The organism is Agromyces sp. CF514, assembly GCF_900113185.1.
Classification (GTDB): Bacteria; Actinomycetota; Actinomycetes; order Actinomycetales; family Microbacteriaceae; genus Agromyces.
Map to the genome: position 1 here is coordinate 1064824 of NZ_FOZD01000001.1, position 24452 is coordinate 1089275.

The following is a 24452-nucleotide window of genomic DNA, read 5'->3' on the forward strand; positions in this document are numbered from 1 at the left end:
CGCCGCCCCCTCGGATCGCTCAGCAGCTGTGCGCCGCCAACGGCACCGCGACCGTCTGCGTCACCTCCTCGCCGTCCACCGTCGCGGCGAGGTCGACGCTCGCCTCGCCGGCGGGGATGCTCGCCGCGCGGGTCGTGAACCCGTGGAACGCGTTCCTGCCCGGCGCGACGGCGGCGAACGCCTTGGTGCCGTAGGGCGTGGCGACCGCGACGTCGATCGGCACCTCGTCCTCGTTCTTCACGGTGACCGTGGCCACGACCTTGCCCGCCACGCAGCGTGCGGAGGCCGTCGCCGTGACGTCGAGCGTCGGAGCAGCAGGCGGGAACGCGAGCGCCTGCCAGTCGGCGACCTCGGCGGCCGTGAGCGCCCGACCGAAGATCGCGAGTCGGTCGACACCGCCGGACTGCCGCTCGCCGCCGTCGCGGTTGGCGCCGATGTGGAGCGTGCGCGACGTGCAGGCGTTGGCGGCCTGGTACCCGCCGATCGTGGCCGTGGCGGCCTGGGTGCCGTCGACGTAGACCGTGATGAGCCCGCTCGTCGAGAACGTCACGGCGAGCGAGACCCATCGCCCGGTCGGGACCACGGCCGTCGTGGTCGTGCCGACGCCCGCGGTGATGATGCGGACGTTGTTCGACGGCGTCAGGTCGATCAGGATGCCGTCGGAGTCGCTGTTCGCGGCCCGATGGTCGAACAGACGTCGGTGGCCCGACTGGCCGGGATCGATCTTGAACTCGGCCGCGAACGTCGACTGCTCGAGGTAGCCGAGCGCGAACGGGTCGACGCTCGTGATGTACCCGGCGCTGCTCATGCGCTGGGCGGCACCGGTCGGACCTTCGGCGAGCGTCGGCAGCGAGCCCTGGACCCGCCAGTCGCGGTCGAAGGGCGAGCTGTCGCCGTCGGCGTCGCCGCCGAGGTTCCACGCGACGAGCGTGCTGTCGGGGTCGGGCACCGGACACGGGGTCGGCGGCTTCACCGCGACGATCGTCGTCGTCGAGACGGTCGCGCCGTCGCGCGTGAGCGTCGCCGTGATCGGAGACTGCCTGGCCGCGTTGCCGGCCCCGACGGTGACCGTCACCGTGCGCTCGGCCGACGATCCGGCCGCGATCGGGTCGAACTCGACCGTGGCGGGCGTCGCCGACCAGGCGGGGACCCCGGGCGCCGTGTCGGTCGGCACGCCGACCGAGACGCTCGCGCCCGTGACGGGCTCCGAGCCGATCGCGTCGACGCGGACCACGACCGGGATCTCGTCACCGCTCACGGCCGAGGCCGGTGCGCTGATCGCGAGCGCGACCTCCGCCGTGATCGTGTAGACCTCGCCCGCCTCGCCGTCGAAGGTCGCGACGCCGTCGTCGAGCGTCGGCTCGATGATCGTGCCGTCGGCGTCCTTCAGCGTGAAGAACCCCGGCTTCAGGATCTGGTTCGCGATCCGCACCTCGCCGTCGCGGGCGGGGGCGATCGTGATCTCCCGGACGGACCCGTCCTCCCATGCTGCGCCGACCTCGACGTCGCCGCGGGCCTTCAGGCCAGAGTACGAGCCGTCGGGCCAGGCCGAGGGCAGTGCCGGAAGGACGTCGATGCGCCCGGCCTGGCTCTGCAGGAGCATCTCCGCGACGCCGGACGTGGCGCCGAAGTTGCCGTCGATCTGGAACGGCGGGTGGTCGTCCCAGAGGTTGTCGAGCGTCGAGCCCTTGAGCTGCTCGCCGAGGAGCTTGTGCGCACGATCGCCGTCGAGCAGGCGGGCCCAGAAGTTGATCTTCCACGCCTTGGACCAGCCCGTTCCGCCGTCGCCTCGGCCCTCGAGCGAGGTGCGCGCCGCGGCCGCGAGTTCCGGCGTCTCTGCGGGGGAGACGGCCGACCCAGGGAAGAGCGCGTACAGGTGCGAGACGTGCCGGTGCTGGTTTCCGGGGTTGTCGAGGGCCTGCTCGACCTTCCACTCCTTGAGCTGCCCCCACGAGCCGACCGCGAGGCCGGGGTAGACGTGGTCGAGCTTGTCGCCGAGCTGCGCGAGGTAGTCGTCGTCGTCCTCGCCGACGAGTTCGGCCGCAGCAGCCGTCGAGGTGAGCACCTCGGTCACGATCTGCTGCGAGATCGACGCGCCGACCGTGAAGTCGCCCTGCTCGGGCGAGTAGCTCGGCGTGACGACGTACGTGCCGTCGGCGTCCTCGACGAGGAAGTCGATCCAGAACTCCGACACGGACTTCAGCATCGGGTACGCCCGATCGCGCAGGAACTCCTCGTCCTGGGTGAACAGGTAGTGCTGCCAGAAGTGCTGGGCGAGCCAGGCCGCGGCGTCGGGCTGCCAGAACGAGTACGCGTAGTTGTGCAGGCCCGTGAACCCGTACGGGTTCGTCTCGTTGCCGACGACCCAGCCGTCGGCGCCGTACATGTCGGTCGCGGTCACGGTGCCCGCGGGCACCATGGACTCGACGTAGTCGAAGAACGGGTCGGCGGTCTCGGTCAGGTTCGTCGTCTCGGCCGGCCAGTAGTTCATCTGGAGGTTGATGTTGACGTGGTAGTCGGCGTCCCACGGCGGGTTGTTGACCCGGTTCCAGACGCCCTGGAGGTTCGCGGGGAGCGAGCCGGCCCGTGACGACGAGATGAGCAGGTAGCGGCCGTACTGGAAGTACAGCGACTCGAGCGCTCGTGCGCTCTCGGCGTCGATCGTGCCGCGATAGGCCGCGAGCAGCTCGTCGGTGGGGATGTCGGGCAGTTCGGCGCCGCCGAGGTCGAGCTCCACGCGGTCGAAGAGCGATCGATAGTCGTCCTGGTGCCGTTCGAGGAGCTCGTCGTACGAGCGCGCCGCCGCCGCGTCCACCGCGGCGGTGACCGGCGCGTGCGGGTTCACGCCGCTGCGGTAGCCGTCGGCGTAGTCCATGGCGAAGTCGGTCGCGGCACCGAGCACGAGGGTGACCTCGTTCGCTCCGGTGACCGTGACCGTGCCGTTCCCGTTGTTCGCGACGGACCCGCCGTCGTTGTCGACGGCGAGCTGCGACTCGAAGCGCAGCCCGTTGTTCGAGAGTGTGCCCGAGGTGGTGAGCCGCCCCGCCTGCGCAGCGTGCGAGACGTTGCTGCGGCCGCCGGGGAGGGCCACCTGCGCCGTGAAGCCGATGCGACCCGGCTGGTCGGCGGTGAGGCGCACCACGACGACGTCGTCGGCGGCCGAGGCGAAGTACTCGCGCGTGTAGTCGACCCCGTCGGCCGTGAAGCTCGTGGTGACGAGCGATTCGCCGATGTCGAGCTGGCGTCGGTAGTCGGTCGCCGCGCCGATGCCGGTCATCGTGAGGTTGAGGTCTCCGAACGTCTGGTACGAGCCGAAGTTCTTCTTCGGCTGGCCGAGCAGGTTCGCGATGGCCGTCGGGGCGACGCCGCCGGTGGGGGAGGCGGTGATCAGGTCGCGAGCCTGCTGGATCGTCTGCGGGCCTCGACCGTCGGACCAGTTGCCGAAGTCGTACCCGCCCTGGGCTCCGGGTCCGCCCGACCACAGCGACTTCTCGTTGAACTGGATGCGCTCGTCGGAGACCCCTCCGTAGACGACGGCGCCGAGGGCGCCGTTGCCGATCGGCAGCGCCCGCTGCTCCCAGTTGCGCTGCTGGTCGCCCGTGGTCGAGAGCGGCTCGTCGAACCACACGACGTCGGGCGAGCCCGCGATGCGTTCGGGTGGTGCCTGCTCCGCGGCGGCTGCGGGCATCGCGGCCGCCGCGGAGATCGGGATCGCCAGCAGGGCCGCGAGCCCCGCGGCCGTCGCACTGCGCACCCAGCGCGAGGGATGCGATCTCGCGGTGCTGCCGCGGGGTCGGGCGTTCGCCCTGGTTTCGTGGTCTTCGGTCATCATCGGCCTCCGGACGTCGTCGTCAGGCAGCGAGCTTCAGCCCCCGCCGACACCCTGTGTATCGACCAGACATCCGATGTGTCAAGGACACTTGGCGCTCAAATAGGGCACAGGAAGATGAATTTGGGGATTTCTTCAACAAATACGCGGCTGCAAACGCGATCCGCCACAGGCGACGCTCGAGGCCGTCGGATGATTCGAAGCAAATCGCGGATTCCGGAAATTTCGAGCATTGCTTCGAAAGTCGCGGCGCCCGGCGCGTGGATTTGATGTCGGGCACCTCGCCGGTTGACGGAGGGCATAGATCAGATGTTTACTGGCCATCGGAGGCCAGCATGGGTGCAGCATTCTCATATCTCACGAGTGAAATACGATTCGCTTCCCCATCCCGGCTCGACGGCGCAGGTGCCGCGAGCCGTGATGCAGACTGCGCTGCCGCCTACCTGACGATCAGCGACGATGCGATCGACGGCCCCGAGGGCCACGGCTTCGTCTTCTCGGTCGGAGGCAGCGGCGACGTGCAGCTCGCGGCGATCGAGGCGGTGATGGCGATCATCGAGGATCGCAGGCTCGACTCCCTCCTCGCGGACATGGGCGAGACCTGGCGCACGCTCGTCGATCACACCCGACGCGGATGGCTCGCGCCCGACGGCGGCCTGGCGCACCGCGCGGCCGGCGCCGTGATCAACGCGCTCTGGGACCTCAAGGCGAAACGTGCCGGGCTCCCGCTGTGGCGCCTGCTCGCCGGCATGCCCTCGTCGGAGATCGTGCGCCTCGTCGACTTCCGCTACCTGTCCGACGCACTGTCCGTGGAGGAGGCGCTGGCGATCCTCGAGGGGGCGCTGCCGCGTCGGGCCGAGCGCGAGCGGCGGTTGCTCGCCGACGGGTATCCGGCCGCCGCCGCATCACCCGGGGAGCTCTGGTACTCCGACGAGCTGCTCGAGCGGCTCTGCCGTGAGGCGATGGCCGACGGGTTCACGCAGATCAAGCTCAAGGTGGGCGCGAACCTCGCCGACGACCGTCGTCGGCTCGCGATCGCCCGCGAGGTGTGCGGACCGGACATCGCGATCGCGGTCGACGCCGATCGCCGATGGGGCGTCGACGAGGCCGTCTGGTGGATCTCCGCGTTGAGCGAGTTCGACCTGCACTGGGTCGAGGATCCCACCAGTCCCGTCGACATCCTCGGGCACGCCGCCATCGCCCACGCCGTCACCCCGGTGCCGATCGCCACCGGGGAGCACGCGCTGAGCCCGGTCATGGTGAAGCAGCTGCTGCAGTTGAACGCCATCGGCTACCTCCAGATCGACGCGACCGCCGTCAACGAGAACATCGCGACCCTCCTCCTCGCCGCGGGCACCGGGGTGCCGGTCTGCCCGCGCGCGGGCGGCGCAGGCCTCTCCGAGGTCGTGCAGCACCTCGCCATGTTCGACTACGTCGCCGTCAGCGGGTCGATGGAGGGGCGTTCGATCGAGTACGTCGATCGATACCACGAGCATTTCGTGACGCCGGCCGAGGTCCGCGCCGGTCGGTACCGGGCCCCGCTCGTCGCGGGATCCGGCGCGGAGATGCTCCCGACCAGCCTCGGCGACCACATGTGGCCGATGCTCGCCGCGCTCGACGGCGTCGCCTGACCGCTCGAGCCCGGTGACGGGCGCGGCATCCGGCGGTCCTGCGGCCGGCGTCCATGGCGCCTTCGGAGCCCTGGGCGCGTCGGTCGCACGCGCGAACCCGAATTGTTGTGAATCAGGATGATTCGCCGCAGCCCGGGTCTCGGCACGGGCATGGAGCGCGCGATCGGCTTGAATCCGGGGCATCCGTTAATTCTGCTTGACAAACAACAAAAACGGTCCATAGCATCGGCCCGAGCGCTGTCACTGTCGACCGAGGTCTGGTCGTCGCTGGAGCGCGACCGACCGACGACACTCAGGAGCGCATCGTGCACAGAGCAGTCCCCATCCCACGAACCCGTCGGCGTACGACGGCGTTCGCGACCGCCTTCGCGGTCATAGCCGGCCTCGCGTTGCCGGCGCTGTGGAGCCCACCACCGGCGGCGCAGGCCGCAGACCTCGAGGCGACGGCCGACTTCCGCGTCCTCGTGTTCTCGGAGACGGCCGGCTTCCGCCACGGGTCGATCACCCCGGCGAACACCCTCATCGAGGACCTGGCCGAGGAGAACGGCTTCGAAGCGGTCTTCACCGAGGACTCGAGCGTGTTCGCGCCCGCCAACGCGGCCGAGCTCGCCCTCTTCGACGCCGTCGTCTTCAACTCGACCACGGGCGACGTGCTCACCGCCGACGAGCAGACCACCTTCGAGGAGTACATCCGCGGCGGCGGCGGCTACGCCGGCATCCACTCCGCGAGCGACACCGAGTACGACTGGCCCTTCTACGGCGGTCTCGTCGGCGGGTACTTCAACGGCCACCCGGCGCCCCAGCAGGCGACGGTGAAGATCGAGGACAAGGTCAACCCGTCGACCATGCACCTCGAGGGCGACACCTGGCTCCTCAGCGACGAGTGGTACAACTACCGCAACTTCACGCGCGACAACGTGCACGTGCTGCTGTCGCTCGACGAGACGAGCTACACGGGCGGCACCCAGGGCGCCGATCACCCGATCGCCTGGTGCCAGGCAGACTACGAAGGCGGCCGCTCGTGGTACACGGGGCTCGGCCACATCGAGTCGAACTACGAGATCCCGGCGTTCCGCCAGCACATCCTCGGCGGCATCGAGATCGCGGCGGGCGTCGTGCCCTCCGGCTGCGCGGCGACGCAGAGCGCGAACTACGAGAAGGTCACGCTCGACGACAACACGCAGAACCCGATGGCGATGGACATCGCGCCCGACGGCAAGGTGTTCTACGCCGAGCGCAACGGTCGCCTGCAGCAGATCGACCCCGAGACCAACGCCACGACGACCGCGCTGACGCTCGCCGTCACCCAGGCCAATGAAGACGGCCTGCTCGGCGTCGTGCTCGACCCCGACTTCGCCGAGAACGGCTGGGTGTACCTCTACTACGCCCCGAACAACGTCGGCGGCGACGGTCCCCACAACCGGCTCTCGCGGTTCACGTACGACTTCGACACGAAGACGGCGTCGCTCGCATCGGAGAAGGTGCTGATGAAGGTGACGACGCAGCGCAACACCTGCTGCCACGCGGGCGGCGACATGCTGTTCGACAACGACGGCAACCTCGTGCTCGCGACCGGCGACAACACCAACCCGTTCGAGTCCGACGGCTACGCGCCCATCGACGAGCGCACCGGCCGTTCGGACTTCGACGCGCAGAAGTCGTCGGCGAACACGAACGACCTTCGCGGCAAGGTGCTCCGCATCACCCCGCAGGCCGACGGCACCTACACGATCCCCGACGGCAACCTGTTCGACGAAGCGGATGACGCGACGAGCAAGACCCGTCCCGAGATCTACGCCATGGGCTTCCGGAACCCGTTCCGCATCGGCCTCGACCCGCAGACGAACAAGCTGTTCGTCGCCGACTACGGCCCCGACGCCGGATCGGCGAACGCGAACCGCGGCCCCGGCGGAACGGTCGAGTGGAACATCGTCGACGAGCCGGGCAACTACGGCTGGCCGCTCTGCGTGGGCATCAAGTGCTACCGGGACTGGAACTTCGCGACCTCGACCGCGGGCCCCGCGTTCGACCCGGCCGCGCCGATCAACAACAGCCCGAACAACACCGGCCTGACGACGCTCCCGCCCGTGATCCAGCCCGAGTGGTGGACCGAGAACGGCACGGCGGCGCTCTACCCCGAGATCGGCAACAGCGGTGCGCCCATGGGCGGCCCGGTGTACCGGTTCGACCCCGACCTCGAGTCCGACACCAAGTGGCCGGCCTACTGGGACGGCAAGGCGATCTTCGGCGAGTGGAACCAGGGCAAGCAGTACTCGATCCAGCTCGACGAGGAGACCGGCTCCGAGATCGTCGACATCAACCGGATCCTGCCCGGCATCTTCGACGGCGGCGGCGACTGGCACCGATCGATGGACTTCGAGTTCGGCCCAGACGGCGCGCTCTACGTCATCGACTGGGGCTCGGACTTCGGCGGCTCGACGGCCGACTCCGGCGTCTACCGCATCGACTACGTCCAGGGCAGCCCTTCGCCGATCGCGCGCGCCTCGGCCGACGTGACGAACGGCCCCGACGAGACGCTGACGGTCAACTTCAGCTCCGAGGGCACGCGGCATCCGCTCGCCCTCGACTACACGCTGGAGTGGAACTTCGGCGACGGCACGGCGACCTCGAGCGAGGCCAACCCGACGCACACCTACGAGGGCGCGGGCCAGTACACGGCCCAGCTCACGGTGACCGACGAACTCGGCCACTCGGCGGTCGCGAACGTGCAGATCGTCGTCGGCAACGCGGTTCCGACCGTGCAGATCACCTTCCCCGAACAGGGCGGGTTCTTCGAGTGGGGCGACCAGGTGCGCTACGAGGTGACGGTGAACGACCCGGATGCCTCGGGTCCCATCGACTGCTCGAACGTCACGGTCGTCGCGGCCCTCGGCCACGACTCGCACAACCACGACTTCGGTGAGCAGCACGGCTGCGAGGGAAGCATCCAGACGATCCGCGACGCGGGCCACGGCCTCGAGGCGAACCTGTTCTGGGTGATCAACGTGAACTACGCCGACGACGGCGGCGCCGCAGGCGTCCCGCTCACCGGCTTCGGCACGAACATCCTCAACCCCAAGTACTTCCAGGCGGAGTACTTCGACGAGACCGGCCGCATCGGCGGAACCGGTGGAGCCGATGACGGGGTTCGCACCGAGACCACGGGCGACTCGGCCGGCGGCGGACGCAACGTCAGCCACATCGAGACGAACGACTGGTGGTCGTACGAGCCGATCAACCTGAAGGGCATCGACTCGGTGTCGCTGCGCATCGCGAAGGGCTTCGCCGGCGACGGCACCATCGCGGCGCGCTGGAACTCGCCGACCGGGCCCACGCTCGGCACGGTGACCTTCCAGCCGACGAACGGCGCGAACGGGCAGCCTGCCTGGCAGACGTATCGGGACTTCCCGATGACGCTGGACACGGCCGCGACGAACGGCGAGACGGGCACGCTGTACTTCGTGCTCACCTCGGGCGGTGCCAACGTCAACAACCTCGTCTTCGAGGGAGACGGCGTCGACACGAACGCCTCGCCGACCGGCGAGCTCACGGTCGACGTGACGAGCGGTGAACCGCCGCTCGCGGTGAACGCCTCCATCGACGCGACCGACCCCGACGGCGACTCCAGCCTCCTCACCTACAAGTGGGATGCCGGAACCGGCGGCGGCTTCGTCAGCGGCACCTCGGAGTTCGCGACCACGTACACCACCCCCGGCGCGTACACCCTCACGGTGCGCGTGACCGACGGCGGCGGCGCGTACCGCGACTTCAAGCAGACGATCACCGTCGACTCGGCGCCCATCGGCATCTGCTACAGCGGTCGCTCCGACGGATTCGACGGCACGTCGCTCGACACGACGAACCGCTGGAACCGCTCGGTGCGCATCGACCAGTTCGCGCAGGTCGCGAACGGTGCGCTCACGATCCCGGCCTCGCTGACGGACATCCACGCCGCCGGCACGGGAACGTCGAACATCGTCCTGCAGGACATCCCTGAAGGTGCCTTCTCGATGACCGCGAAGATCAACTTCCCGGCTCGGGTGCAGTACCAGCAGGCGGGACTCACGATCTACGGCGACGACGACAACTACCTGAAACTCGTGCAGATGGCACGTGGTCAGACGTCGGACCCCGCGAACCGCGTGTTCCAGTTCCTGAAGGAGGACGACGCGACGCCGGTCGAACGCAACACGGCAGCGCTCGGAGCTGACTTCCCCGACACGTACTACGTGCGGCTGGCCAGCGACGGCACCACCGTCACCGCGTCGTACTCGGCGAACGGCACCGACTTCACGACGATGACGGACACGTTCACCCTCGCGGGCATCTCGAACCCGAAGATCGGCCTGCTCGCGCTCGGCTCCAACAGTGCGCCCTCGCAGGCGTACGGCGTGATCAACGCGAAGGTCGACTGGTTCCAGGTGACGCCCGACGACACCGCCACGGCCGAGACGCCGAACGACGAGTTCGACGGCGCGGCCCTGGACGCCTGCCGATGGGAGGTCGTGAACGAGGATGCCTCCGGCTACCGCGTCGCGGACGGCCGACTGCAGATCGACACGTCGCCGTTCGACATCTACAACAGCGACACCGGCGTGACGAACTTCGTCCTCCAGCCCCAGCCGGCCACCGACTGGGTCGTGGAGACGAAGGTCGACGCCTCGGAGTTCGACCGGCGCTACCAGCAGGGCGGCCTGATCCTCTACAAGGATTCGGCCAACTACGTGAAGCTCGACATCCTCGCGACGAACGAGGCCGGTCAGGCGATCGCACGCAACCTGGAGATGCGCAGCGAGATCGGCAATGCCGTGCAGAACCCCCAGCCGAACGCTCCGGCGCCGGCGAACGGGCTCGTCTGGCTGCGTCTGGAGAAGGCCGGAACGACCTTCACCGGATACTCGAGCACCGACGGCGTGAACTGGACGGCGATCGCGCAGACGGTGTCGAACACCGCGCTCGCGGACGCCAAGGTCGGCCTGTACGCCCTGGGCAACTCCGCGCAGGGCCAGGTGTCCAACACCGCCTTCTTCGACTACTTCAAGGTGGTCGAGGAGCCGCTGGAGGTCACGGCGGCCGTGACCCCCGAATCGCCGACCGGCGAGAACGGGTGGTACACGGGTGACGTCACCGTCGCCGTCGAAGCACAGGGGAGCAGCGGCACCGTCTACCGCGAGGTCAACCTCGACGGTGCGGGCTGGGTCGAGTACACGGCGCCCGTCGTCGTGACCGAGGAGGGCGAGCACGAACTGCAGTACCGTGCCTCGACGGCTTCGGCAGGCTCGACCGAGGTGCAGTCGGTCTCGTTCAAGATCGACCGGACGGCACCCGTGCCGACCGCGTCGGTCGTGACCGACGAGGCCGACCCGACGCTGCGGACGCTCGAGCTCGCAGCCGAGGACGCCACGAGCGGGGTCGACTCGATCGAGTACCGCATCGGCGACGCCGAGTGGGCCGCCTACGGCGACCCGGTCGCGCTGCCGACGGCTGCCTCGACGGTCGAGTACCGCGCGACCGACGTCGCCGGCAACACGAGCGAGGTGGCGAGCCTCGAGGTGCCCGCCGTCGACGCCCCGCTCGACGTGACCGTCGTGGCCGGCGCCCGTTGCGTCGCCGGCAAGGCGATGCTCACGCTGCAGACGACGAACAACGAGGAGGTTCCGCTGACCGTCGCGTACACGACGGCCTACGGCGCCAAGTCGTTCGCCGCCGTCGCGCCCGGCAAGAACGCGTTCCATGCGTTCACGACCCGCCTCGTCGAACTGCCCGCCGGGACCGCCACGGTCTCGGTGACGGGAGTCGTCGACGGAGCATCGGTCACCAGCACGATCGAGGTCCAGTACCCCGCGTACAGCTGCGGCTGATCCGATGGGCGGTCCGCCGGAGACGGCGGGCCGCCCATCACCCCACCCCCCCCAACCTCCGGCGATCGTCGCCGGTCCATGAGAAGGAGAACCCCATGCGTAGGAGAGAAGTCGTCGCGCGGTGCGCGTTGGTCACGGCCGGTGTGTTCGTGCTCGCGGGCGTCGCCACCGCGGCATCCGCCGAGGAGCAGTACGGCGGCGACGACATCGACGTGTCGGTCGAGATCGCGCAGATCGACGAGCCCGGCGTGCTCGCCCTCACGGTCGCCGGCGGTGCCGTCGACCTGACCGAGTCGGGCTCGACCCCGACCGTCCGCCAGTTCACCGGCACGCTGCCGACGGTGACCGTGACCGACACCCGCACCGCCGCGGAGATCCCCGACGACGCGTTCTGGTACGTGCTCGGCACCGCGACCGACTTCCAGGGCACCGCGGGGCAGCCTGCGATCCCGGCCTCGCTGCTCGGCTGGGCGCCCGAGCTGATCGACGGCGGCGAATCGGGTCTCGTCGGTGCGGGCGACCCCGTCGACGGCAGCCTGGATGCCGGACCCGGCCTCGTCGACGTCGAGCTGCTCGCGATGGCGGCCTCGTCCGAGGAGATCGCCGAGGAGGGCCAGTGGACCGCGACGGCCGACCTGTCGCTGCGCACGCCTGCGACGGTGGCTCCCGGGAGCTACACCTCGACCCTCACGCTCTCGCTCTTCGAGTGACCGACATGGGTTCGACGATGATCGCGACGACGGGTTCGCGCAAGCGGGCCGCTGCGCTGCTCGTCGCCGTCCTGGCGATGCTCTTCGCGCAGCTGTTCGTGCTCGGTGCCGGTCCGGCGAGCGCGCACGGCGGGCCCTTCGAGGGACAGATCGCACAGGACGGCGAGGGCGGCGTGTACGTCTCGTTCGCCTACACCGAGGACGGCCACCCCGTCGAGGCGCTGCTCGCCGGGACGGTCGAGGGCCGGTCGGCGAGCGGCGAGGTGCTCGAGCCCGTTCCGCTGGTGTCCGCCAGCCAGGGTTCGGGCATCTGGGGGGTGCCGGCCGGCACCTTCCCCGCGGGCGAGTGGGAGGTCACCGTCAGGGTGACCGATCCCATCGCGTACGAGACGAGCGCCCCGATCGAGATCGTCATGGCCGACGTGGTGCCCGAGGACTACGTGGCGCCCGCGGCGGCGGCATCCGATTCCGCTCCCGCGGCGGAGTTCGGCTCGTGGTTCGCGGTCGGCCTCGGCGTCGCCGCGGTCGCGGCCGTGCTCGTGGTCGGCATGCTGCTGTTCCGGAGGTCTCGCGTCTCGGCGTGACTCCGGTGAACGAACGAGGAGACGGGGATGCCGCGGCATCCCCGTCTCCTTCTGCGTGCCGCTGCTGACGGCGACCCGGGCCGCCGTCAGCGGCCGAGCGGCTTCAGCGACCGGCGGCCGCGTCGGCCTCGACCGAACCGGGGCGGCAGGCGAGCACGGCGCCGTAGACCGTGAGCGCCAGGGTCGCGATCAGTCCGAGGTACACGGGGATCCAGCTGCCCGTGGCGGTGAGCACCCAGCCGACGCAGAGCGGGCCGATGCACGCGACGCCGTAGCCGACGCCCTGCATCGAGCCAGACAGGAACGTGCCGCCCTCAGGGGTGGTCGAGCGCCGGTGCACGAGCGCGAGGCAGAGCGGGAACGTGCTGACGCCGAGCCCGAGCGCGGCGGTCGCGATCCAGGCGTTGGCCGTGGCGTCGACGGCCAGGAGCAGGTAGCCGCAGGCGAGCAGGGCGGCACAGGCGACGACCACCCAGCGCGGGTTCGCCATCCGGAGCGTGAGCCCGGGGATCACGAATCCGGCGGCGATGCCGAAGACCGAGAAGAAGGCGAGCAGGGCGGCGCCCGCGCCCTCGCCGAGCCCGGCGTCGATCGCGATGTTCGGGAGCCAGGTGACGATCGTGTAGGTGTGCAGGGCCGTCATCGAGAACAGGATGACGAGCCCGCGGACCGTCGGCGTCGACCAGTACCGACGTCGGGTCGCGGCGTCGAGTCGCTGCGGGGCGGTGCGGGTCCCGGCTCGCGCGGGGCGGGCTGCCGGCACCGCCCACAGCGCCGCCGCGAGCGCCAGCGGGATCGCCCAGATCGCCAGGGCCCAGCGCCAGCCGAGCGGTTCGGCCACTGCGACCGAGACGATCGGGGCGACCACCTGGCCGACCTGGAGGAGCACGGCGTACACGGTGCTCAGGGTGCCGAGCTTCGCGGGGAACCAGCTCTTGATGAGCGGGATCGTCAGCACGTTCGCCATGCCGATGCCCGCGAACAGCAGCACGCTGGACGCGAGGAGCAGGCCGGTCGAGGGCGAAGCCGATCGCAGCAGCGTGCCGAGGGTCGACACGGCGAGGGCGAGCACCATCGCCCGTTCGAGGCCGATCCACCTGGCGACCGTCGGGGCCACGAGGCCGAAGACCGCGAAGCAGGCGGTGACGATGGTGCCGATGGCGCCGATCACGGGCGCACCGAACCCGAGGTCCTCGCCGATGCGATCGGCGAGCGGACTGAAGCCGGTCACGCCCGTCCTGAGGTTGAACGCGGTCAGGGCGACCGCGCCGACGAGGAGCCCGACCCGCAGGGGCGAGGCGGTCTGGGCGAGTGGGGTCGAGGTCATGGTGCTCCTGTCTGGTGTCCGGGTGGCCCGGACGTCGCCGACACGGCCCGGCGTCGGGTCGATCGTGTCGTGGGACCTGTCGTCGCATCGATGCGACGACAGCAGGCTATGGGTAATATGACTGGAGTCACAACATACAGACCGGGCGGTCGACGATCGAGGAGCGGACGATGAGGTCCTTCAGCAGGTTCGCGAAGCGCGTCGGACTCGGCGCCGTGGTCGCGGTGCTCGCATCCGTCGCAGGCCAGGCCGTGTTCGCACCGGCCGCATCCGCCGCCGACGACCCCGCGGTGAGTTGGTCGGTGACGCCGGCCGATGCCGGGGGCCCCGACGGCCGGTCGTGGGTCGAGCAGTCGCTCGACCCCGGGGAGACGCGGGTGGAGCACCTGGCGGTGCGGAACCTGGGTGCGTCGGAGGTCACGTTCGCCCTGTCGGCCGCCGACGGCTACCTGACCGACTCCGGTCGCTTCAACATGCTGCCCGCCTCGACCCCGTCGACCGGGGCCGGACTCTGGATCGAGTTGCCCGCGAGCGTCAGCGTGCCGGCCGGCGGCACCGTGGTGGTGCCCTTCACCGTCGCCGTCCCTGACCGCGCCGTGCCGGGGGACTACGCGGCCGGAGTCGCGGCGTCGATCACGTCGATCGGCTCCGACGACGGCGCCACGATCGGCATCGAGAGCCGGGTCGGCTTCCGCGTGCTCACGCGCGTCGTGGGGGAGCTGGCGCCTGCGCTCGCCGTCGCCGACGCGACCTCCGACTACCGGGTCTCCTGGAATCCGTTCACCCCGGGGCGGATCGCCGTCGCCTTCGCCGTCGAGAACACCGGCAACACGCGACTGTCGGTCGCCGGGCAGGTCGATGCGGCCGGTGCTACGGCGGCCTTCACGCCCTCGGGCGAGGCGATCGAGCTGCTGCCCGGCGATCGTCGAGAGGTCTCCGTCGTGCTCGACGACGTGTGGCCCCTGCTGTTCGTCCCGACGCGGATCGCCGCATCGGTCGAGGTCGCGGATGCCGCGGGCAGCTGGGAGCCTTCACCGGGCGCCGCAGAGTCCGTGTCGCTCACGACCTGGGCGCCGCCGCTGCCGCAGCTCGCGGTGCTCCTCGCGCTCGGGCTCATCGTGGTCGCCCTGGTGGCGCGTCGGCGTCGAAGCCGGAGGGCGGTCGCCGACCTGGTCGAGCAGGCGAGGGAGGAGGGGCGCCGCGAGGCCTGGACGGCGCCCTCCGCGCCGGATCGGGTCGATGCCTGACGCGCGGCGTCAGGGGACGACGTCCTTCCCGTCCGCCCGATCGGGACGCGATTATGACTGGAATTACAACAAAAGGCCGATCCTGCCGTCATCCGACGCAATCGACCCTCCCGGTCTCGAGCGTTCGGGGATACACTGGGGCGACTCGATGAGAGCGCTCTCAGCCTGAGTTCCGGCCGCACCGAACCCGCCGGACCTGCTGCCGGGCGGCCCGTGCTTTCGTCCTCGATTCCAACAATCCGAGTAGCATCGGAACCAGTCATCGTCCGCCAGGCATCACGCCGCAGACGAGATCACCCATTTGGAGGTGGGATGAAGGATCCGATCGGGGGCACCTCGCGTGTCGGGTCCAAGGGCAGGAACCTCGAGGATCTCCGTCGGCAGAACCTGAGCACGGTGCTCTCGCTCGTGCATGCGAACCGTTCCATGACCCGCGCCGACCTCACCCACGCGACCGGCCTCAACCGCTCGACGGTCGCGACGATCGTCACCGAACTCGAGTCGCTCGACCTCGTCACGGTGTCGCAGCCCGTCGACACGAAGCGCGTCGGCCGTCCGAGCACGGTGATCGGGCCGTCGCCGCGCCACATCGCGGTCGCGGTGCATCCTGACAAAGACGCGATCGCGATCGGAATCGTCGCGATGGGCGGCCGTGTCCTGCGGGAGTTCCGGTTCGACGTCGAGCAGGCGCCGTCGGCGGTGCACACGGTGAACACGCTGCACGCGCTCGTGCGCGGCCTGGAGCTCTCCGACGGCGGCACGGTCCTCGGCATCGGCATCGGCGTGCCCGGCCTGGTGGGCGCGCGCGACGGGGTCGTGCGCGTGGCCCCGCACCTCGACTGGCATGACGAGCCCCTCGTCGACATGGTCGCCAAGGCGACCGGGTTGCCCACGTGGGCCGCGAACGACGCGACCTGCGCCGTGGTCGCCGAGGGGCAGTTCGGCCAGGGCGTCGACGAGGACAACGTCGTCTACCTGAACGGCGGCGCCGGCGGCATCGGCGGCGGGGTCATCGTCGGCGGGCAGTTGCTCTCGGGCGAGAACGGCTACAGCGGCGAACTCGGCCACATGCTCGTCAACTCCGACGGCGGGCAGTGCCACTGCGGTGCCCTCGGATGTCTCGAGACCGAGGTGAACCGCGACGACCTGCTCGGCGCGCTCGGCCTGGGCGACGCCGAGGCGAGCCTGCTCGAGCAGCGGTTGCGCGAGGCGTACGGCACCGATCAGGGTGTGACGGAGCTCGTCGATCGTCAGCTGACCTACCTGGGCGTCGCGCTGCGGAACTTCGTCAACATCTTCAACCCGGGCGTCATCGTGCTCGGCGGGTTCCTCGGGGCGCTCCGGAACACGACCGGTACGCGTCTGCAAGACGACGTCGAGCGGTCGGCCCTCGCCGGGCCGGCCTCCGAGGTGCGGATCGTCTCGTCCACCCTCGAGGACAACGTCCTGATCGGCGCCGGCGAACTCGTCTTCCGCACCATCCTGCGCGATCCGACGTCCGCTTCGACGAGTGCCGTTCCGGCCGCGGAGCACGTCGCCGCCAGCTGAGACGCCGTCGACCGCCGGTCGGTCGTCGCCGACGGGAACGGCAACGGCCCGCCGGGCTCGATCGAGCCGTGACGGGCCGCTGCGCGCGGGTCGGGGGTCGCGCTACTCGCGCGCCCCGCTCGGCTTCGAGAAGCGCTGCTGCAGAAGCACCGCGATGACGATGATGACGCCCTTCGCGACGGCCTGCACCGACGACGAGAGGTTGTTCTGCACGAACACGTTCGTCAGGGTCGCGAAGATGAGCACGCCGAACACGGTGCCCGTGATGGTGCCGCGGCCTCCGATCAGCAGCGTGCCGCCGACGACCACGGCGGCGATCGCGTCGAGTTCGTACAGCGTGCCGTGCGTCGACGTGCCGGCCGTGGTGCGGCCGAGGATCATCACGGCGGCGATGCCCGCGCAGAGGCCCGCGATGGCGTAGAGCCACATGGTGTGGCGCTTCACGTCGATGCCGGCCAGGCGTGCGGCCTCGCGGTTGCCGCCGATCGCGACGGTGCGGCGACCGAAGGTGGTGCGGTTCAGGATCAGCCAACCGGCGGCGGCGACGAGCGCGAAGATCCAGATCAGGATGTCGACGCCGAGGAAGTCCGCGTTCATGAACTCGATGAACCCGCGGCTCTCGACGACGAGCGTGCGCCGCTCGGCGAGGATCTCGGCGAGGCCGCGGGCGGCGACGAGCATCGCGAGGGTCGCCATGAACGCGACGACGTTGCCGTAGGCGATCACGACCCCGTTCACGAGGCCGGCGGCGAGGCCGACCGCGAGCGCGATGACGACCATGACGATCCAGTGGGAACTCTCGGCGAGGTCCTGCGCCACGGCCAGGGTCGCGGCGATCGAGGCGAGGCCCATGACCGAGCCGACCGAGAGGTCGATGCCGCCTGCGGTGATCACGAGCGTCATGCCGACGCTGATGACGCCGATGATCGACGCCTGCCGCAGGATCGTCAGCATGTTGGACACCTGGAAGAAGGTGTCGCCGGCGGTGATCGCGCCGACCACGACGATCAGGAGCAGGGCCACCACGAGCCCGGCGTTGCGGCCCACGGGGCCGCTCAGGAGTCGGCGGAACGAGGATTGCTGGGGGATCTCGGTGACCGAGGTCGTCGTGGTCTCGGGACCGGGCGGGGTGGCGACATCGGTGCCGGGGGTGGTCTGCTCGCTCACGCGGCAGCTCCTTTCATGACCAGTTCGAGCACACCGTGCTCGTCGATTGCGGTGGCGGGGAGGGTGTCGAGCACGCGGCCGTCGGCGATGACGAGGACGGTGTCGGCGAGGCCGAGGACTTCTTCGATCTCGCTGGAGACGATCACGATGGCGTTGCCTGCGGCTGCGAGGCGGCGGATGAGGGCGTAGATCTCGGTGCGGGCGCCGACGTCGACGCCTCGGGTGGGTTCGTCGAGCAGGAGCACTCGGGTGCCGTGCACGAGCCAGCGGGCGAGGAGGATCTTCTGCTGGTTGCCGCCGGAGAGGGTGATGGCGGCGCGATCGGGGTCGGCAGGGCGGAGCTCGAGCGCCTCGATCTGCGCCCTGGCGGCCTTGCGCTCCGCGCGCGTGTCGAGCCAGCCGGCCTTGGCGAAGCGGGTGATCGACGACAGCGTGACGTTGACGTAGATGGGTTCCTCGAGCACGAGGCCCTGGCTCTTGCGCTCCTCGGGCGAGAGGCCCATGCCCGCGGCGACCGCGGCCACGACCGAGCCGCGCGGGAGGGTCTTGCCCGCGACGGCGACGCGACCTCCGGCCGATCGGCGCGCGCCGTAGACCGTCTCGAGGATCTCGGATCGGCCGGAGCCGACGAGTCCGGCGAGTCCGACGATCTCGCCGGCTCGCACCGTGAACGAAACGTCGGAGAACACGCTCGGCAGCTCGAGCGACTCGACCTCGAGCATCACGGGGGCGTCGTCCGGGAACGGCACCGACGGGGGGAAGACGTTCTCGACGTTGCGGCCCGTCATGAGGCGGATGAGCTCGGTCGTCGGCGTCTCGGCGACCGCGAGCCCGTGCGCCATGCTCCGGCCGTCCTTGATGACGGTGATGCGATCGCCGATCTGGCGGATCTCCTCGAGGCGGTGCGTGATGTACACGACCGCGATGCCCGCGTTGGTGAGCTCGCGCACGACCGCGAAGAGGTTCTTGACCTCTTCGGAGTCGAGCACGGCGCTCGGCTCGTCCATGATGATGAGCTTGATGTCGTGCGAGAGTGCGCGCGCCATGCTCACGATCTGCTTGTTGGCCGCACTCAGCGAGCCGACCTCGGTGTTCGGCGAGATCGAGCCGTGGCCGAGGCGTTGCATGAGCTCGCGCGTGCGGCGGTACGCCTGCCCGCGGCTGGTGAATCCGGCCCTCGCGAGCTCGTGGCCCAGGAAGATGTTCTCGGCGACGGTGAGGCCGTCGACGACGTCGAGTTCCTGGTACATGGTCGCGATGCCGAGCTCGAGGGCGGCCTGGGGGTCGGGGATCGCCACCGGTTCGCCGAGCCAGAGGATCTCGCCGTCGTCGGGCTGGTGCACGCCTGCGAGCGTCTTGATGAGCGTGGACTTGCCTGCGCCGTTCTGGCCGAGGATGCAGTGGACTTCGCCGGCCAGGATCTCGAGGCTCACGTCTTTCAGCGCACGCACGCCGGCGAAGGACTTCTGGAGTCCCCGGGCGTCGAGCAGCACTGGGTGGTCGACTTTGATCATGGTCGCAACATATCAGACCTTTCGTCCGGCCGAAATCCTCCACATCCCCGCCATACGGCGTCGTGCGAGAGGTTCTGGTGCGCGGAAAATGCCTGTGGACAGCGCTAGTTCGGGTTGGTATGGTTCCCACGGCGTTATTTGATGTGACTAAAAACAAACGCCGGAGAACGGCGATGCCCTACCCCGCACCGCCGTGCGATCACACCAGCAATCACCTCAAAGGAGAGAACTCATGGCACGGAATCACACGCTCGCCAAGCGCGCGCTGTTCGGTGTGGGGGCGTCCGTCCTCGCCATCGGACTCCTCGCCGGCTGCACCGGCGGAGGCACGGAGGAGAGCGTCACCGAACAGGGCACCAGCAGCGAAGAGAACGCCTCGACCGGCGACAAGGTGACCATCGGCTTCTCGGGCCCGGCCGCCGACCACGGCTGGCTCGGCGCCATCAACTCGGGCGCCATCGCGGCAGCCGAGGGCTTCGACGACGTCGAGCTCAGCCTCGCCGAGGGAACGAACGACGTGAACGCGCAGATCGCGGCCGTCGAGACCTTCATCAACGAGGGCGTCGACGCGATCGTGCTGCTGCCGAGCGACGGTGCGGCGCTGACCGAGGTCGCGACCAAGGCGATGGAGGCAGGCATCCCGGTCATCAACGTCGACCGCGAGTTCTCGAGCCCGTTCGCGGCACGCACCACCGTGCTCGGCGACAACTACGGCATGGGCGTCTCGGCCGGCACCTACATCTGCGAGCAGCTCGACGGCCAGGACAACGCGGTCGTCGCCGAGATCGCCGGCATCGACTCGCTGCCGCTCACGCAGGACCGCTCGCAGGGCTTCGCCGACGCGCTCGACGACTGCGGCCTCGAGGTCGGCGCCCGTGTCGCGGCCGACTTCACCGTGCAGGGCGGCGAGGCCGCGACCTCGCAGCTGCTCGCCGCGAACCCGAAGATCGACGCGATCTGGAACCACGACGACGACCAGGGCATCGGCGTGCTCGCGGCCATCAACGCCGCCGGACGCGACGAGTTCTTCATGGTCGGCGGCGCCGGCTCGAAGAACGCGATGGAGGCCATCGAGGCCGACGACAGCGTGCTCAAGGCCACCATCATCTACCCGTCGACGCAGGCCGCCGACGGCATCGCCCTGGCGCGTCTCATCGCGCAGGGCAAGACGATGAGCGACCTGATCACGCCCAGCGTGCCCAACCGCATCGTCCTCGACGCACCGGTGGTCACCAAGGAGAACGTCGACCAGTACATCGGACTCGCGTTCGAGTCCTGAGTGCTCGCGGGGTGCCCGGCCGTCGCGCCGGGCACCCCGCCATCGACCGTCCGGAAACGACCAGGCAACGACAGGAAGGATGACATGTCGGACACGCTCCGCGTCGCGATGATCGGCGCAGGATTCATGGGCGCAGCGCACTCCCAGAGCTGGCGCGTCGCCCCCCGGTTCTTCGATCTGCCCGTGAAGCCCACGATGCAGGTCCTGGCCGCCCGCGACCGCGCGGCCGTCGAGCAGGCCGCCGAGAAATGGGGATGGGCGGAGGCATCCGTCGACTGGCGCGAGGTGATCGCCCGCGACGACATCGACCTCGTCGACATCGTCACCCCGGGCGACACGCACGCGGAGATCGCGATCGCCGCCCTCGAGGCCGGCAAGCACGTGCTCTGCGAGAAGCCCCTCGCGAACACCGTCGAGGAGGCCGCCGCCATGGCCGAAGCGGCCAACGCGGCCGCCGAGCGCGGCGTCTTCAGCATGGTGGGCCTCACCTACCGCCGGGTCCCGGCGGTGACGTTCGCCCGCGACCTCGTCGCGGCCGGCCGGATCGGCGTGGTGCGGCAGGTCCGCGCCGCCTACCGGCAGGACTGGCTTCGCGACGAGACCGGCCCGATGACGTGGCGGCTCGAGAAGGCCAGGGCCGGATCGGGCTCGCTGGGCGACATCGGAGCCCACGCCATCGATCTCGCCGAGTTCATCACCGGGCTTCGGCTCGAACGCGTCTCCGGGATCCTCGAGACGATCGTGAGCGAGCGGCCGCTCCTCGGCGACCGCGTCGGACTCTCGGGCACGGCATCCGACCAGGTCGGCACCGTGACCGTCGACGACGTCGCCCTCATCACCGGACGCTTCGAGGAGCAGGGCGGCTTCGCCCCGATCGGCACGTTCGAGGCGACGCGGTTCGCGACCGGCCGCAAGAACGCCCTGACCATCGAGGTGTCGGGGTCGCGCGGGGCCATCGCCTTCGACCTCGAACGGCTCAACGAGCTCGAGGTGTACAGCGTCGCCGACCCCGATCTCGAGCAGGGGTTCCGCCGAGTCCTCGTCACCGAACCCGGGCATCCCTACCTCGCACCGTGGTGGCCTCCGGGCCACACGCTCGGCTACGAGCACGGCTTCTCGCACCAGGTCGTCGAGCTCGTGACCGCGATCGCCGAGGGCACCGCCCCGAGGCCATCGTTCGCCGACGGCCTGCACCTCCAGCGCGTGCTCGACGCGGTCGAGCACAGCTCGAGCGAAGGCTCCGCCTGGAAGCCGGTGAACTGATGCCGGCCCGCCGTCCACAGATCGACCGAAACAAGGAGCAGACGCGATGACGCGACCGATCACACTGTTCACCGGCCAATGGGCCGACCTGCCGTTCGAGGAGGTCGCCAGGCTCGCAGGGGACTGGGGCTACGACGGCCTCGAGATCGCCTGCTGGGGCGATCACCTCGACGTCTCGCGGTGGGACGACGACGCCTACGTGCAGTCGCGCCTCGACATCCTCGAGCGCAACGGCCTGGAGGTCTTCGCGATCTCGAACCACCTGACCGGGCAGGCCGTGTGCGACGACCCGATCGACGAGCGCCACCGCGACATCCTGAGCGACCGCGTGTGGGGCGACGGCGACCCCGAGGGCGTGCGGCAGCGCGCCGCGGAGGACCTGAAGGACACGGCGCGGTTCGCGGCGAAGCTCGGCGTGAAGACCGTGAACGGGTTCACGGGGTCGTCCATCTGGAAGGCGGTGGCGATGTTCCCGCCCGCCTCCGATGACTGGATCGAGGCCGGCTACCGGGACTTCGCCGACCGCTGGAACCCGATCCTCGACGTGTTCGAGGAGGTCGGCGTGCGGTTCGCGCTCGAGGTGCACCCGTCGGAGATCGCGTACGACTACTGGACCGCGAAGCGCACCCTCGAGGCGATCGGGCACCGGCCGAGCTTCGGGTTCAACTTCGACCCGTCGCACTTCGTCTGGCAGCAGCTCGACAGCGTGGCGTTCGTGCTCGACTTCGCCGAGCACGTCTTCCACGTGCACGTGAAGGAGTCCGTGACGAACCTCGACGGCCGCAACGGCGTGCTCGGTTCGCACCTGCCGTGGGCGAACCCCCGCCGTGGGTGGACCTTCGTGTCCACCGGCCATGGGGCGGTGCCGTGGGAACCCGTGTTCCGCGCCCTGAACGCCATCGGCTACGACGGGCCGACCAGCGTGGAGTGGGAGGATGCGGGCATGGACCGCCTCCAGGGCGCGCCGGAGGCGCTCGCGTTCGTGCGCAGGCTCAACGCGATCACGCCGCCGTCGGCGGCGTTCGACGCGGCCTTCAGCAGCAACTGACAGTCTGGGCGAGAGGCGTCGCCGGGGCGACGGGCTGCCGTGCAGTCCGCCGCCCCGGCGCGCTTCGCCGGGACTTCCGAAAGGGTGGGTATGGACGGGGCGAGGACGGATGCGTCGGGCTCGACGCTCGGGGCGACGATCGACGACATCCGAAGGCAGAACCTCGCGCAGGTCCTCCGCCTGGTGCATCGCGACGGCCCGATGTCGCGGGCCGAGATCACGAAGGCGACGGCGCTGAACCGATCGACGGTGGGCGGGTTGGTGAGCGAGCTCTCCCACCGCGGGCTGGTCGTCGAGAATCCGGCCGCGGCGGTGCGCAAGGTCGGGCGGCCGAGCCCGTCGGTCGCGGCCTCCGACCAGGCGACCGCGATCGCCGTCAACCCCGAGGTGGACGCGATCGACGTCGCGCTCGTGGGCCTCAGCGGGCGCGTGCTGCACCGGGTCAGGTACCGCAACGAGCGCACGCCCACCGTGGGCGAGTTCGTCAACGTCGTGAGCGCCATCATCGAGGGCATGCGACCGGCGTTCGGCGACACCGCGGTGCTCGGGGTCGGCGTGGCCCTTCCCGGCCTGGTGCGCGAGGTCGACGGGTCGGCGATCCTCGCCCCGCACCTCGGCTGGCGCGATGCGCCGATCGGCCTGCTGGTCGAGGAGGCGACGGGCATGCGAGTGGTCGTCGGCAACGACGCGAACTGCGGAGTCGTGGCCGAGAGCACGTTCGGGGCCGGCCGCGGCGACGGCGTGGTCATCTACCTCAACGGCGGTGCCAGCGGCATCGGCGGCGGCATCGTCATCAACGGCCGCCTCGTCGGAGGCGAGGGGGGCAACGCCGGCGAGTTCGGGCACACGGCGGTCTCGACCAGGGGCTGTCGATGCCACTGCGGGGCGACGGGATGCCTCGAGACCGAGGTCCGTCGCGACCGGTTCGTCGAGGCGGCGGGACTGGGCGACGTCGAGCCCGGTGCCGTGCTCGACGCGATGGCCGCTTCGTGGCTCGACCGGAACGCCGCCGGCGCCGTCGAGATCGACCGCCAGGTGAGCCGGTTGGCCGTCGCGCTCAGATCGATCGTCAACATCTTCAACCCGCGCACGATCATCCTCGGCGGGCATCTCGCCCATCTGCTCGCGGTCGTCGGAGAGGACGAGATCCACCGCCGGATCGCGCCGACGCTGCCGGGCGGCGGCAGCGAGCCCGAGATCGTCGGGGCACGGCTGAACGACGAGCTGCTGCTCATCGGCGCCGCCGAGCTGGTCTTCGCGCAGACGCTCGCGGACCCGACGGTGATGCCGCGGGAGGTCGCGTCCTCGCTCGTGCGGTGACGGTCGCCGCCGACGCGCGTCGGCGGAGCGATCGGAGCGGTCGGGGCGATCACGTCGGCCGGAGCGGTCGGGGCCGTCGGCCGCGTCGCAGGCGAACGCGGGCGAGCGGATGCCGCGGGCCGGC

At 70.1% G+C, this 24452-nt stretch carries 14 protein-coding genes; 10 read left to right on the plus strand and 4 right to left on the minus strand.

Annotated features, from left to right (window positions below):
* Positions 1–19: 19 nt before the first annotated feature.
* On the minus strand, positions 20–3829 hold the full coding sequence (locus BM342_RS04665) for a glycosyl hydrolase family 95 catalytic domain-containing protein (RefSeq protein ID WP_177232059.1): 3810 nt from the start codon (positions 3827–3829) through the stop codon (positions 20–22).
* A gap of 335 nt (positions 3830–4164) precedes the next feature.
* On the opposite strand from BM342_RS04665, the gene BM342_RS04670 reads away from it, so the two are divergent.
* The 4 genes from BM342_RS04670 to BM342_RS04685 all read left to right on the plus strand — a co-directional run bounded on the left by BM342_RS04670 (position 4165) and on the right by BM342_RS04685 (position 12615).
* Entirely contained in the window at positions 4165–5460 is a 1296-nt protein-coding gene (locus BM342_RS04670) for an enolase C-terminal domain-like protein (protein WP_092964299.1), read from the plus strand.
* A gap of 305 nt (positions 5461–5765) precedes the next feature.
* Entirely contained in the window at positions 5766–11321 is a 5556-nt protein-coding gene (locus tag BM342_RS20250; RefSeq protein ID WP_092964300.1) for a ThuA domain-containing protein, read from the plus strand.
* Positions 11322–11416: 95 nt separating this feature from the next.
* Positions 11417–12031: a hypothetical protein gene (locus BM342_RS04680; protein ID WP_092964301.1), complete on the plus strand. Its 615-nt coding sequence runs from the start codon at positions 11417–11419 to the stop codon at positions 12029–12031.
* Between the two features lie 5 nt (positions 12032–12036).
* A complete protein-coding gene (locus BM342_RS04685; protein WP_092964302.1) occupies positions 12037–12615 on the plus strand; it encodes a hypothetical protein in 579 nt (192 codons plus the stop codon).
* Positions 12616–12718: 103 nt separating this feature from the next.
* Here the strand turns inward: BM342_RS04685 and BM342_RS04690 are convergent, their stop codons facing one another.
* Entirely contained in the window at positions 12719–13942 is a 1224-nt protein-coding gene (locus BM342_RS04690) for an MFS transporter (RefSeq protein ID WP_092964303.1), read from the minus strand.
* 170 nt (positions 13943–14112) lie between these two features.
* Between BM342_RS04690 and BM342_RS04695 the strand changes: the two genes are divergently transcribed.
* Both BM342_RS04695 and BM342_RS04700 read left to right on the plus strand, forming a co-directional pair.
* Positions 14113–15189, plus strand: a complete 1077-nt coding sequence (locus BM342_RS04695) for a hypothetical protein (protein WP_092964304.1) — start codon at positions 14113–14115, stop codon at positions 15187–15189.
* 312 nt (positions 15190–15501) lie between these two features.
* The gene (locus BM342_RS04700; RefSeq protein WP_092964305.1) at positions 15502–16737 is read left to right on the plus strand and encodes an ROK family transcriptional regulator; all 1236 of its coding nucleotides are present in this window, start codon (positions 15502–15504) and stop codon (positions 16735–16737) included.
* 102 nt (positions 16738–16839) lie between these two features.
* On the opposite strand, the gene BM342_RS04705 is transcribed toward BM342_RS04700, so the two are convergent.
* Positions 16840–17904 (minus strand): ABC transporter permease, encoded by a 1065-nt coding sequence (locus tag BM342_RS04705; RefSeq protein ID WP_092964306.1) that lies wholly within the window; start codon positions 17902–17904, stop codon positions 16840–16842.
* On the minus strand, positions 17901–19418 hold the full coding sequence (locus tag BM342_RS04710) for a sugar ABC transporter ATP-binding protein (protein WP_092964307.1): 1518 nt from the start codon (positions 19416–19418) through the stop codon (positions 17901–17903). The genes BM342_RS04705 and BM342_RS04710 overlap by 4 nt, the downstream gene beginning before the upstream one ends.
* Positions 19419–19650: 232 nt before the next feature.
* Here BM342_RS04710 and BM342_RS04715 point away from each other — a divergent pair, with 232 nt between their 5' ends.
* From BM342_RS04715 to BM342_RS04730, 4 genes are all read left to right on the plus strand, one after another.
* Positions 19651–20697 (plus strand): substrate-binding domain-containing protein, encoded by a 1047-nt coding sequence (locus BM342_RS04715; protein ID WP_092964308.1) that lies wholly within the window; start codon positions 19651–19653, stop codon positions 20695–20697.
* Positions 20698–20781: 84 nt separating this feature from the next.
* Positions 20782–21960: a Gfo/Idh/MocA family protein gene (locus BM342_RS04720; protein WP_255368521.1), complete on the plus strand. Its 1179-nt coding sequence runs from the start codon at positions 20782–20784 to the stop codon at positions 21958–21960.
* A 46-nt stretch (positions 21961–22006) separates the two neighbouring features.
* Positions 22007–23008, plus strand: coding sequence for a sugar phosphate isomerase/epimerase family protein (locus BM342_RS04725; RefSeq protein ID WP_092964309.1), 1002 nt, complete (start codon positions 22007–22009; stop codon positions 23006–23008).
* A 90-nt stretch (positions 23009–23098) separates the two neighbouring features.
* A complete protein-coding gene (locus tag BM342_RS04730) occupies positions 23099–24328 on the plus strand; it encodes an ROK family transcriptional regulator (protein ID WP_092964310.1) in 1230 nt (409 codons plus the stop codon).
* Positions 24329–24452 lie beyond the last annotated feature (124 nt).